This is a genomic window from Sphingomonas bacterium (genome assembly GCF_903642285.1).
GTDB lineage: Bacteria > Pseudomonadota > Alphaproteobacteria > Sphingomonadales > Sphingomonadaceae > Sphingomonas.
In genome coordinates this window covers 1-11,255 of sequence record NZ_CAHJWJ010000009.1, presented here as the reverse complement: position 1 = coordinate 11,255, position 11,255 = coordinate 1, and the positions used below count along the sequence as shown (strand labels likewise).

Below are 11,255 nucleotides of genomic sequence, written 5' to 3'. Positions count from 1 at the left end.
GTTCGTCCTTCCCTAAATGGCGCGCATGGCGTCGTCGATCCGACCCAGGCTTTCCTCGCGCCCGAGCAGCGCAAGGACATCGAAGATACCGGGCGAGGTCTTGCGTCCGGTGAGCGCGGCACGAAGCGGTTGCGCGACCTGACCGAGCTTCACCGCCCGGTCCTCCGCCACCCGCCGCACTGCGGCTTCGAGCGCTTCCGTATCCCAGTTGTGCACCGCGTCAAGCGCGGCGTGGGCGGCGACGAGAATGATACGCGCATCGGCGGTCAGCAGTGCTGCTGCGCCTTCGTCGGGAACGAGCGGGCGGGTCGCGAACAGGAAGATCGCGCTATCGGACAATTCGTTCAGATTGGCGGCGCGGGGTTTCAACGACGGCATCGCGCGTTCGAGCAGCGTAGCATCGGGATACCCGCCCATCCCCGCCACCAGCGCCGCGAGCCGCGCGTCGTCGGCCTCGCGAATATAGTGGCCGTTCAGATTCTCCAGCTTCTTCAGGTCGAAACGCGATGGCGATTTTCCGACGCCCGCCAGATCGAACCAGCGGACGGCATCGTCGCGCGAAATGATCTCGTCGTCGCCATGTCCCCAACCGAGCCTCAACAGGTAATTGTCGAGCGCTTCCGGCAAGATACCCATCTCGTCGCGGTACGCCTCGATCCCGACCGCGCCGTGCCGTTTGGACAGTTTCGCGCCGTCCGATCCATGGATCAGCGGAATGTGCGCGTAGACAGGATCGGGCCAGCCGCCCGAGCCCTCTCGCGTCTCGATCGCGTCCATCGCACGGATGATCGGCAACTGGCGGAACGCGTTGTTCAGGTGATCGTCGCCGCGGATGACGTGCGTCACGCCCATGTCGTGATCGTCGACCACGACCGCGAGCATATAGGTCGGCGTACCGTCCGATCGCAGCAGGACGAGATCGTCGAGTTCGGCATTCCGGACGGTAACCGTGCCCTGCACCCGGTCGTCGATCGTCGTCTCGCCGTCCTGCGGGGCTTTCAGCCGGACGACGAAGGGGCGGTCTGCGGCCTGGGTGCCGGCGTCGCGCCAGGGGCTGCGGACGCGAAGCGGTTTCTTCGCCGCCTGTGCGTCTGCCCTCATCGCAGCAAGTTCGTCGGGTGTCAGATAGCAGCGATAGGCGTGACCGTGCGCGACCATCGCATGCGCGACCGCTGCATGGCGTTCGGCCCGCGCGAACTGATAGGTGGGTGCCGCGTCGGTATCGAGCCCGAGCCAGTGCATCCCCTGAAGGATCGCGTCGATCGCCTGCTGCGTCGACCGCGCGCGATCGGTGTCCTCGATCCGCAACAGGAAAGTGCCGCCATGATGACGCGCATAGAGCCAGTTGAACAACGCGGTACGCGCGCCGCCCAAATGCAGATATCCCGTCGGCGAAGGCGCGAAACGCGTGACGACCTTGCCGCCGGTGACGTTTGGACTGGCGGCAGGTTCGGCGGCGGGTGCCCCCGTGCCGGTATCGACGGTTGCGCCCAAACGCGCGTGCTCCCAGACTGAGGATCGATGGCCAGTTCAGCCGTGGCAGCCCCTAGCATGCGTCCCGCGCGCCGACAATTCGGCGCGCGGGCGAGAATGTCGCGCGCGTATGCGGTCCTCGAAACCTGGCTCGAGGCCGAGCGCGACCAGCTTGCCTTGTGGGTGCCGGTGGCGATGGGGGCGGGGGTCGCCGCCTGGTTCCTGCTGCCGGACGCGCACGACTGGACGATCGCGGCGCTGTGCTTCGCGGCGATCGCGGCCGGTGCGGCTGCCGCGGGGCGGGGCGACCGGACGTCCCGAGCGGTGGCGATCGCCGCACTGTCGGCCTCGCTTGGGCTCGGGCTGGTCTGGTCGCGTTCGGAACGCGTCGCGGCACCGGTGCTGGGCGGACCCGTGGTGGCATCGATGACCGCGCGGGTGGAGCGGATCGAGCCGCTGACCGCGCGCGATCTCGTGCGCCTGACGTTGCTGCCGCTGCCGGGTGCTACCAATGCTGGCGGCAAGCCGACCAGATTGCCGCCGCGGATACGGGTCAATCTCGCGACGGCCGATGCCCCGATCGGGTTGACCCCCGGGGCGGTATTGAAGCTGCGAGCGCGGTTGCTGCCCCCGCCCGGACCCGCAGTACCCGGTGCCTATGATTTCGCGCAGACCGCGTGGTTCGCGCAGATCGGCGCGACCGGACGCGGCTTCGCGCCGGTGACGATCGTGACGCCGGGCGGTGCGAGTTCCGGGCTTCGCGCCGGGCTGACGCGAATCATAACCGATCATATCGCGGGCAGCGCGGGCGGCATCGCGGCGTCGCTCGCCACCGGCGACGTCGGGTCGATCACGCAGGCCGACTCGGATGCGCTGCGCAAGGCGGGGCTTGCGCATCTATTGTCGGTCAGCGGGCTGCACATCACCGCGGCGGTCGCGGCGACGATGCTGGTGGTGTTGCGGCTGCTCGCGCTCTCGCCGTGGCTGGCGCTCAACACGCGACTGCCATTGATCGCCGCGCTGGCCGGGGCGGTGGCGGCGATCGGCTATACGTTGCTGACCGGGGCGGAGGTGCCGACGATCCGGTCGTGCGTGGCGGCGCTCGGTGTGCTGGTGGCGCTGGCGCTGGGGCGGCAGGCGATGACGCTGCGGCTCGTGGCGGCGGGGGCGGTCGTCGTCATGCTGTTCTGGCCCGAGTCGATCTCGGGGCCCAGTTTCCAGCTGTCCTTCGCCGCGGTCACGTCGATCATGGCGCTTCACGAACATCCGCGGATCGCGGCGCTGTTCGGCGCGCATGAGGAGCGGAGGGCGCGGCGCATCCTGCGCGAAGGCGGATCGTTGCTGCTGACGGGAATCGTCGTCGAACTGGCACTGATGCCGATCGCGGTGTTCCATTTCCACAAGGCGGGCGTCTACGGCGCGGTCGCCAACATCGTCGCGATCCCGCTGACGACCTTCGTCGTCATGCCGGTGGAGGCGCTGGCGCTATTGTTCAACACGGCCGGGCTCGGCGCGCCCTTCTGGTGGCTGACCGCCAAGTCGCTCGCGCTGTTGTTGTGGATTGCGCACATCACCGCCGCGGCGCCGGGATCGGTGACCGCATTGCCCGCCATGTCGACCGGCACCTTCGCGCTGATGATGGCGGGCATGACGTGGCTCGCGCTGTGGCGGACGCGGGTGCGGTGGTGGGGGTCGGCGGCGATCATCGTCGGCGCGTGCTGGTCGTTGACGACGCGCGCGCCCGACCTCCTGGTGACGGGGGACGGCCGCCATGTGGCGCTGCGCACCGCCGGAGGCGGGCTGGCGCTGCTGCGGGACCGGACCGGCGATTACGCCCGCGCGACGCTCGGCGAGAATAGCGGCGTGCTGGCCGAAGCGGGACTGATGTCCGACGATCCCGGCACGCGGTGCAGTCGCGACATGTGCGTCGCGGACCGGATCGTCGCTGGCCGTCGCTGGCGGATCGCCGCTACGCGCAGCGCCTATCCGATGCCGATCGCACCCTTCGTCGCCGCATGCGGTGACGCCGATATCGTGATCAGCGATCGTCGCCTGCCGCGGACCTGCACCCCGCGCTGGCTCAAGCTGGACAAGCCGATGCTCGCGAAGACCGGAGGGATCGCGATCTTACTATCGCGCGCTACGGTCACGACGGTGGAACAGCCCGGCGACCGTCACCCCTGGCGCGACCCCGTCAGGCTCAATCGTACCGGCGCAACAGGCCGGAAAGCTTACCCTGTACGCGGATCTGTGCCGGGGAATAACGCTGCGGATCATAGGCGCGGTTCGCCGGATCGAGCCGGACCATCGCCCCCTCGCGCCGGAAATATTTGAGCGTCGCCTCGCTGTCGTCGATCAGCGCGACCACGATCTCGCCGTCGCGCGCCGTCTCCGTCCGGCGGATCAGCGCATAGTCGCCGTCGAGTATGCCGGCCTCCACCATCGAGTCGCCCGCGACTTCGAGCGCGTAATGCTCGCCCGATCCGAGGAGCGCCGCGGGCACGGCGAGCATCGCACTGCCCTCGAACGCCTCGATCGGCACACCCGCCGCGATCCGCCCGTGCAGCGGGATCTCGACCACGTCATTGGCAGGTTCGGGGGCGGGGCGGATATTCGTCGGGCGGGACGGCGCGACCTTGCGTTCCGGCCGCTCGGGCATGCGCAAGATCTCCAGCGCGCGCGCGCGGTTGGGCAGGCGGCGGATAAAGTGGCGTTCTTCCAGCGCCGAGATGAGGCGGTGGACGCCCGATTTCGATTTCAGGTCCAGCGCGTCCTTCATCTCCTCAAACGAGGGCGAAACGCCGGTATCGTTGAGACGATCGTTGATGAAGCAGACGAGTTCGTGCTGTTTGCGCGTGAGCATGGCGTTCCTCCGTCCAGAACAGACGCGGAACCTATATGGAACATAAACAGCGTCGTCAAGCGATGACCAGGATGTCCGCCAAGTCGCCGCGTAGCGCGGCCGGAGCGCCTCCGGGCCGCACGATCAGGCAATTCGACCGTGCGAGCGTCAGGAGCATCGAACTGTCCTGGAAGGTGGAGGCGTAAGCCAGCCCGTCGCGGATTTCGCCGCGCAGATAATCGGTGCGCGGGCCGTTCGGGGGCAGGGCCTCCCCGAGCGTCACGCATAGGGTTCGCGGCAACGGATCGCGGGCACCCGCCATATACGCGACGAGCGGACGGACGAACAACGTCGCGGTGACGAAGGCGGAAACCGGATTGCCTGGCAGTCCCAGCACGATCGCATCCTTCAGCCGCCCGGCGATCATCGGCTTGCCGGGCCGCAGCGCGATCCGCCAGAAATCGATCGTGCCGCCCGCCGCCAGCAACGCGGGACGGACGAGATCGTGATCCCCGACCGACGCTCCGCCCGTCGTCACGAGCATATCCGCATCGACCGCCGCAAAGGCGTCGGTCATCACGTCCAGCCGATCGGGCAGGATGCCGAGATCGACGACGTCGACGGCATCGTTCGCCAGCATCGCCGCGAGCATGATGCCGTTCGATTCGGGAAGCGCCATGCCGTCCGTTGCATGTCCCGCCGGCACCAGTTCGTCGCCCGTCGCGGCAATCGCCACGCGGATCCGTCGGCCGACGCCGATGGTGGATGCGCCGCCGGTGGCCGCGACCGCGATCCGCGCCGGGGTCATCCGCTCGCCCCTCTCGATCAGGACGGTGCCCTCGTGGAAATCCAGCCCGCGCGGACGGACATTGCCGCCCTTCCGAACCGGCCCTTCGCCTGCCAGATGGAGCATGATGCCGTCGCGGCCGGCCTCTTCCTGGATCAGGACGCTGTCGCCGCCATCGGGCATCGCGGCACCGGTGAAGATGCGTACCGCCTGACCGGGCAGCATCGCGCCCGCGAACGGTCGACCCGCCGCGCTTTCCCCGACGACATGCCAGGGCCCTGGTCGATCGGCGAAGCGGATCGCATAACCGTCCATCGCCGACAGATCGGCGGCAGGCTGAGTCCGCCGGGCCACGACCGGCGCACGCGTCCAGCGCCCCGCCGCGCGGGCGATCGGCAGGTCCTCGCGCGAAACGCGCGACGCCATCGCGAACAGACGCGCCTGCGCGTCGGCCACGGGGCGAAGGGGAGGAGCGGCGGTCATCCTGGCGCGGCGTAAGCGGGCGGCGGGGCATGGCGCAAGGTTTCTCTATGATGGGGCAGCGTCGCTGTCTTGACGCGGCCGGGGACGAGTCGCACCATCGCGGTCGGATCGGAGATGCCAATAGAGTGCCGTCGGTCAGGAGTGCGGATGATGGAACATTTCAGCCAGGTCGTATGCACGTGTCTCAACCGCGGAATGAGCGACGGCGCGACGATGTTCGGATCGGGCGTCGCCATCTGCGCGTCTCTGTTTCTGGCAACGGCGCTGGGTTTCATCTGAACGGCGGATAGGTTCCGACGCTAAGGCGTCGTCCAGTCGCCCGATCGTCCGCCGCTCTTGCGCAAGAGGCGAATGCCCTCGATCGTCATGGCCCGGTCGATCGCCTTCGCCATATCGTAGATCGTGAGCAACGCGACGGTTGCGGCGGTCAGCGCTTCCATCTCGACCCCGGTGGGTCCCTCGGTCGCTGCGGTCGCGGTCACGATGATCGAATCCTCACCGATCGCCAGCGCGATGTCCACGCGGGACAATGGCAGCGGATGACATAGCGGGATCAGCTCGCTGGTCCGCTTCGCCGCCATGATGCCGGCGACGCGCGCGACGGCGAGCACGTCGCCCTTCTTCGTCGCGCCGTCCGCGATGGCGTGCAGCGCGTCGGGGGACATCGTGATACGGCCGGTCGCGACGGCCTCGCGCCGCGTCGCCGGCTTCCCGCCGACATCGACCATGCGCGCGGCACCGTCGGCGTCCAGATGCGTGAGGCCGTTCATCCCAACAATCCCCGGGTCGCCGCTTCGATATCCTCTGCCCGCATCAGCGCCTCGCCGATCAGGAAACAGCGCACGCCATGCGCAGCCATCGAATCGAGATCGGCGCGAGTCGCCAGTCCGCTTTCGGCGACGAAGGTACAGCCGGCGGGTGCCTTGCCGACCAGTTCGTAGGTCCGCTGAAAGTCGATCGAGAAGTCGCGGAGATCGCGATTGTTCACCCCGATCAATCGCGATTTCAGCTTCAGCGCCCGCCCCAGTTCGCGCTCGTCATGCACCTCGACCAGCACGTCCATGCCGCAATCGATCGCACACGCCTCGATCTCCGCCATCCGCACGTCGTCCAAAGCGGCGACGATGATCAGGATCGCATCCGCGCCGATCGCGCGCGCTTCGGTCACTTGCCAGGGATCGATCATGAAATCCTTGCGCAGCACCGGGATCGCGACCGCCTCGCGCGCCGCGACCAGATAGCTGTCCGCGCCTTGGAACCACGCCTCGTCGGTCAGCACCGACAGGCACGCCGCCCCGCCGGCCTGATAGGCGCGCGCATGCGCTGGCGGATCGAAATCGGCGCGGATCAGACCCTTCGACGGGCTCGCCTTCTTGATCTCGGCGATCAGCGCATGGCCCGGTGCGGCATCGAGCGCGGCACGAAACCCACGCGGCGCGGACATCGCGGCTATGCCCGCTTCCAGACCGGCGAGCGAGGTCGTGGCCTTGCGCGCAGCGACCTCCGCGCGTTTGGTCTCGATGATGCGGTCGAGCATGTTCATCGGTAGGCGATCCACCGGTCGAGCAGCGCGGCGGCGCGGCCGTCGTCGATCGCCTCCGCGGCCATGGCGGCGCCATCGATCAATGCGTCGGTACGACCCGCGACGACGAGGGCGGCGGCGGCGTTCAGCAGGACCGAGTCGCGATACGCGCCGCCCTCGCGGCCCAGCAATCGCCGGAGTGCCGCCGCATTGTGCGCCGGGTCCCCGCCGCGGATCGCGGTCACGGGGTGGCGGGACAATCCGGCATCTTCCGGCGTGATGAGCGTCGAAAGATCGACCGTGCCGACCGACACCGCAACGCTCGGCCCCGTGCCCGACAGTTCGTCCAGCCCCTCCTCGCCCGACACGACCAATGCGGCCTCGCTACCCAGTTGCGCCAGAGCCTCGGCATAGAGCGGCGCATAATCGGGGCGGGCGATGCCGATCAACTGGCGCGTCACGCCGGCGGGGTTCGCCAGCGGCCCCATCAGGTTGAAGATCGTCCGCCGGCCGATCCGCTGCCGGATCGGGGTGATCCGCCGCATGACCGGGTGGTGATTGGCGGCGAAGAGGAAGGCGATGCCGATGTCGCACAAACTCGCCTCGGCGGTCGCGCCCGCAATCTCCAGGTCGAGCCCCAGAGCCTCCAGCGTGTCCGCTGCACCCGCCTTGGACGAAGCGGCGCGGTTGCCGTGCTTGGCGACCGGTACGCCGCAAGCGGCGACGACCAGCGCGACGGCGGTCGATACGTTGAGGGTGTGATGGCCGTCGCCGCCCGTTCCGCAGACGTCGATCGCACCGGCCGGCGCGTCGATCGGGATCATCCGTCGGCGCAGCGCGCGCGCGGCCTCGGCGATTTCGATCGCGGTCTCGCCGCGGTCGGTCAGTCCGATCAGAAATTTCGCGATCGCATCCTCGCTCGCGTGCCCGTCGAGCATGTCGGCAAAGGCCGCCCGCGCGGTTTCGTGCGAAAGCGGCGACGACGGGTCGGGCAGCAGCGCGATCGTCGTCATGCGATCGCCTTCGCGGACATGCCCGCGATCGCCAGGAAATTGGCCAGCATCGCGTGGCCATGTTCCGTCGCGACGCTTTCGGGATGGAATTGGACCCCGTGGATCGGCAGCGTGCGGTGGCGCAATCCCATGACGATGCCATCCTCCGTTCGCGCATTGGCGATCAGGTCCGCAGGCACGTCTTCGACGATCAGCGAATGATAGCGCGTCGCGACGAAGGGTGAGGGCAACCCGGCGAACAGGCCCGTGCCGTCATGGACGATCGGCGATGTCTTGCCGTGCATCAGACCGCCGCGCACCACCTGCCCGCCGAAATACCGGCCGATCGCCTGATGGCCCAGGCACACGCCGAGCAAGGGCCGTCCGGCATCGACACAGGCGGCGACCAGATCGAGCGAGATACCGGCCTCGGTCGGCGTGCCCGGCCCCGGCGAGATCAGGAACGCATCCGCCCCGCTGGACAGCGCCTGGCCCGCCGACATCGCGTCGTTGCGCACGACCTCGACCGGCGCGCCCAGCTCCATCAGGTAATGGACCAGGTTCCAGGTGAAGCTGTCGTAGTTGTCGATCACCAGGATCATGCGCGCCGCCATAGACGAAGGCGGCGCGGGCGCAATGTCGCCGTTTCGTGAAATCGATGCAGACGTATTCAGGAGGGAGCAATGCGACGTGCGAGACGTTGTGGCTGTCAGGAGATTGCAAATGTTCCGTATATCATTCGCCATTGCGCTGACGGCATTGCCCGCCATGGCATCGGCCCAGACCGTTCCCGCCGCCACGACGGCGGCGACGCCGGACAAGCAGGCGGAGACCGGGAAGCCACCGGAGCGCATTCGCAGCGTTACCTTGGCCAATGGGCAGAAATGCCCAGAATCGACGGCGACGGATATCGTCGTCTGCTCGACGATCCCGGAACCCTATCGCATTCCCAAGACGCTTCGTGATTCCGGCCCGATCCCGGCTTCGCGCCAAAGCTGGGCAAATACCGCTGCGGAACTCGACCATATCGGGCGCGAGGCGGGTGGTTTGCCCGATACCTGTTCGCCGGTCGGGACGGGCGGGCAGAGCGGTTGTGCGCTCCAAGCCAATCAGCAATGGGCTGCGGATCGTCGTGCCAGGGCGGCGGAGGCCAGCCAGGTCCCCTGATCCGACCGGTCTATTGACCGAACCCGGCATTGCCCGCACGGGTGAGCGCCTCGCGTGCGGCGGCCAGGATCGCGCCGGCCTTCGCTTCGCATTCGCGCTGCTCGTTTTCGGGCACACTCTCGGCGACGATGCCCGCGCCGGCCTGCGCATGGATCGTGCCGTCCTTCACCACTGCGGTGCGGAGGACGATGCACGAATCCATCGATCCGTCCGGCGAGAAATAGCCGACGCCGCCGGCATACGCACCGCGGCGTTCGGGTTCGAGTTCGGCGATGATCTGGCACGCTCGCAGCTTCGGCGCGCCGCTGACGGTGCCCGCCGGGAACCCGGCGAACAGCGCGTCTAGCGCGTCCCTGCCGTCTGCCAGCCGCCCGACGACGTTCGAGACGATGTGCATGACATGACTATAGCGTTCGACCGTGTAGCTGTCCGTCACCCGGACGCTGCCGGGTGACGCTGAACGCCCGACATCGTTGCGCCCCAGATCGAGCAGCATCAGATGTTCGGCGCGTTCCTTCGCGTCGGCGAGCAGGCTCGCGCGGTTGGCCTCGTCTTCGGCTTCGGTCCTGCCGCGCGGGCGGGTGCCGGCGATCGGCCGGATCGTGACCTCTCCATCGCGCACCCGAACCAGGATTTCGGGGCTGGAGCCGACCAGCGCGAAGCCAGGCAGGTCGAGATGGTAGAGGAACGGCGATGGATTGATCCGCCGAAGCGAACGATAGAGTTCGAACGCGGGAAGCGGAAAGGGCGTCGAAAACCGCTGCGCCAGCACGACCTGGAAAATATCCCCCGCTATGATATAGTCCTGCGCACGAGATACCATCGCTGCGTAGCGATCGGGTGTCATTGCGGGCGTATATTCGGGCAATGGCGCATCGGTCCGGGCCGGCGGAGGCAACGTTGCGCTCGCCAACCGCGCGGCGACGGCATCGAGACGCTCCGCCGCCGCTGCGACAATGGCGGCAGGGTCGCGCGCAGGATCGGGCCAGGCCGGCGCGACCAGGAACAGCGCATCGGTCAACCGGTCGAACACCAATATGACCGACGGTCGCACGAACATCATGTCGGGCAGGCCCAGCGGATTGGCATCCGGCTGTGCCAACGTCTCCACGAGTCCGATCGTCTCGTACCCGAAATACCCGACCAGACACGCCAGCGCACGTGGCAACTCGGCTGGGACGTCGGCGGCGATCTCCGCGACCAACGCCCGAAGCGCGGCGAGCGTCGGCTGCGCACAGGGTTCGAACGCCGCGCGGTCGATCGCCCAGCGTCGGTTGATCGCCGCCTGCTGTCCGGCCGCACGGAACACCAGGTCCGGCGCGAGCCCGATCAGGCTATGCCGCCCGCGCGTCGTTCCGCCTTCGACCGATTCGAGCAGGAAATCGCCGCGCCCCGGCTCGATCAGCTTCAGCGCGGCGGCGACGGGCGTTTCGGTGTCCGCGATCGTCCGCCGCCACACGAGCGTGGGCTGCCCGCCGGCGACCGCCGCGACGGCCTCCGCGGTACGACTGCCGCCGCCGATCGCCGCCCGGTCAGTTGCCGGAATTGGTCTGCCCCAGCAGGTCGGCGCGCACTTTCGCGACGGCACCCGGGTCGGTCTTCACGCCGACCTGCGCACGGACCGCCTTGATGAATTGCTCGACATATTCGCCGCCGACGCCGTGGCCCATGTCGCGCTGGGTCGCGGCGATGACGGCAGCGTTGCCGGTCGCATTGCCGGGTACGACCCGATCCACCCGCACCAGGAAATAGCCGGCACCGGCCGGTGCTTCGAGCATCCTGGTGCTGTTCGCCGGCATCGAGAACATCAGCGCGAGCGGCGCGGGGACGGCGCGCGGGTTGGCCGCGATCTGCGCGCGCGTGGCGGTGATCGGGCGCGGCGCGGGCAGTTTCGCACCGCTGTCGGCGACGGCCTTCGCAAGCGGGGTGCCCCTGTTCGCCGCGGCGACGACCGCGGTCGCCATGACCCGCGCCGCCTGGCTCGCACGA

Annotated in this window: 10 protein-coding genes and 2 pseudogenes; 3 read left to right on the top strand and 9 right to left on the bottom strand. The window is 68.4% G+C overall.

What is annotated here, in order from left to right; translation table 11 throughout:
* Positions 1–12: 12 nt before the first annotated feature.
* Entirely contained in the window at positions 13–1,494 is a 1,482-nt protein-coding gene (gene gltX, locus HUU99_RS06310; protein ID WP_174285724.1) for a glutamate--tRNA ligase, read from the bottom strand.
* 96 nt (positions 1,495–1,590) lie between these two features.
* On the opposite strand from gltX, the pseudogene HUU99_RS06305 reads away from it, so the two are divergent.
* Positions 1,591–3,657, top strand: a pseudogene (locus HUU99_RS06305) (ComEC/Rec2 family competence protein); the annotation flags it as partial.
* A gap of 16 nt (positions 3,658–3,673) precedes the next feature.
* On the opposite strand, the gene lexA reads toward HUU99_RS06305, so the two are convergent.
* Together lexA and HUU99_RS06295 are read right to left on the bottom strand one after the other, a co-directional pair.
* Entirely contained in the window at positions 3,674–4,336 is a 663-nt protein-coding gene (gene lexA, locus HUU99_RS06300; protein WP_174285723.1) for a transcriptional repressor LexA, read from the bottom strand.
* 55 nt (positions 4,337–4,391) lie between these two features.
* Positions 4,392–5,585, bottom strand: coding sequence for a molybdopterin molybdotransferase MoeA (locus HUU99_RS06295; RefSeq protein ID WP_174285722.1), 1,194 nt, complete (start codon positions 5,583–5,585; stop codon positions 4,392–4,394).
* Positions 5,586–5,735: 150 nt separating this feature from the next.
* On the opposite strand from HUU99_RS06295, the gene HUU99_RS15705 reads away from it, so the two are divergent.
* The gene (locus HUU99_RS15705; RefSeq protein WP_302479977.1) at positions 5,736–5,864 is read left to right on the top strand and encodes a hypothetical protein; all 129 of its coding nucleotides are present in this window, start codon (positions 5,736–5,738) and stop codon (positions 5,862–5,864) included.
* A gap of 20 nt (positions 5,865–5,884) precedes the next feature.
* On the opposite strand, the gene moaC is transcribed toward HUU99_RS15705, so the two are convergent.
* Genes moaC through HUU99_RS06275 form a run of 4 tightly spaced genes read right to left on the bottom strand, consistent with a single transcriptional unit; the run spans position 5,885 to position 8,701 of the window.
* Positions 5,885–6,355 carry a cyclic pyranopterin monophosphate synthase MoaC gene (gene moaC, locus HUU99_RS06290; protein ID WP_174285721.1) on the bottom strand — a complete coding sequence of 157 codons (471 nt, stop codon included), beginning with the start codon at positions 6,353–6,355 and terminating at the stop codon, positions 5,885–5,887.
* Complete coding sequence (gene trpC / locus HUU99_RS06285) at positions 6,352–7,128, bottom strand: indole-3-glycerol phosphate synthase TrpC (protein ID WP_174285720.1); 777 nt, start codon at positions 7,126–7,128, stop codon at positions 6,352–6,354. Before trpC ends, moaC begins: the two co-directional genes overlap by 4 nt.
* Complete coding sequence (gene trpD, locus HUU99_RS06280) at positions 7,125–8,120, bottom strand: anthranilate phosphoribosyltransferase (RefSeq protein WP_174285719.1); 996 nt, start codon at positions 8,118–8,120, stop codon at positions 7,125–7,127. The genes trpC and trpD overlap by 4 nt, the downstream gene beginning before the upstream one ends.
* Positions 8,117–8,701 (bottom strand): anthranilate synthase component II, encoded by a 585-nt coding sequence (locus tag HUU99_RS06275; protein ID WP_174285718.1) that lies wholly within the window; start codon positions 8,699–8,701, stop codon positions 8,117–8,119. The genes trpD and HUU99_RS06275 overlap by 4 nt, the downstream gene beginning before the upstream one ends.
* On the opposite strand from HUU99_RS06275, the gene HUU99_RS06270 reads away from it, so the two are divergent.
* Entirely contained in the window at positions 8,682–9,266 is a 585-nt protein-coding gene (locus tag HUU99_RS06270) for a hypothetical protein (protein ID WP_368039928.1), read from the top strand. The genes HUU99_RS06275 and HUU99_RS06270 overlap by 20 nt on opposite strands.
* A gap of 10 nt (positions 9,267–9,276) precedes the next feature.
* Here HUU99_RS06270 and HUU99_RS06265 read toward each other — a convergent pair whose 3' ends face one another.
* Both HUU99_RS06265 and HUU99_RS06260 read right to left on the bottom strand, forming a co-directional pair.
* A complete protein-coding gene (locus HUU99_RS06265) occupies positions 9,277–10,788 on the bottom strand; it encodes an anthranilate synthase component I family protein (protein ID WP_174285809.1) in 1,512 nt (503 codons plus the stop codon).
* 10 nt (positions 10,789–10,798) lie between these two features.
* Positions 10,799–11,255, bottom strand: a pseudogene (locus HUU99_RS06260) (peptidylprolyl isomerase); the annotation flags it as partial.

What these genes read in the sequence shown, in the direction of transcription:
- trpC (WP_174285720.1), bottom strand. Translation starts at nt 7,128, where the DNA reads ATGAACATGCTCGACCGCATCATCGAGACCAAACGCGCGGAGGTCGCT.
- HUU99_RS15705 (WP_302479977.1), top strand. Translation starts at nt 5,736, where the DNA reads ATGGAACATTTCAGCCAGGTCGTATGCACGTGTCTCAACCGCGGAATG.
- trpD (WP_174285719.1), bottom strand. Translation starts at nt 8,120, where the DNA reads ATGACGACGATCGCGCTGCTGCCCGACCCGTCGTCGCCGCTTTCGCAC.
- moaC (WP_174285721.1), bottom strand. Translation starts at nt 6,355, where the DNA reads ATGAACGGCCTCACGCATCTGGACGCCGACGGTGCCGCGCGCATGGTC.
- lexA (WP_174285723.1), bottom strand. Translation starts at nt 4,336, where the DNA reads ATGCTCACGCGCAAACAGCACGAACTCGTCTGCTTCATCAACGATCGT.
- HUU99_RS06295 (WP_174285722.1), bottom strand. Translation starts at nt 5,585, where the DNA reads ATGACCGCCGCTCCTCCCCTTCGCCCCGTGGCCGACGCGCAGGCGCGT.
- HUU99_RS06275 (WP_174285718.1), bottom strand. Translation starts at nt 8,701, where the DNA reads ATGATCCTGGTGATCGACAACTACGACAGCTTCACCTGGAACCTGGTC.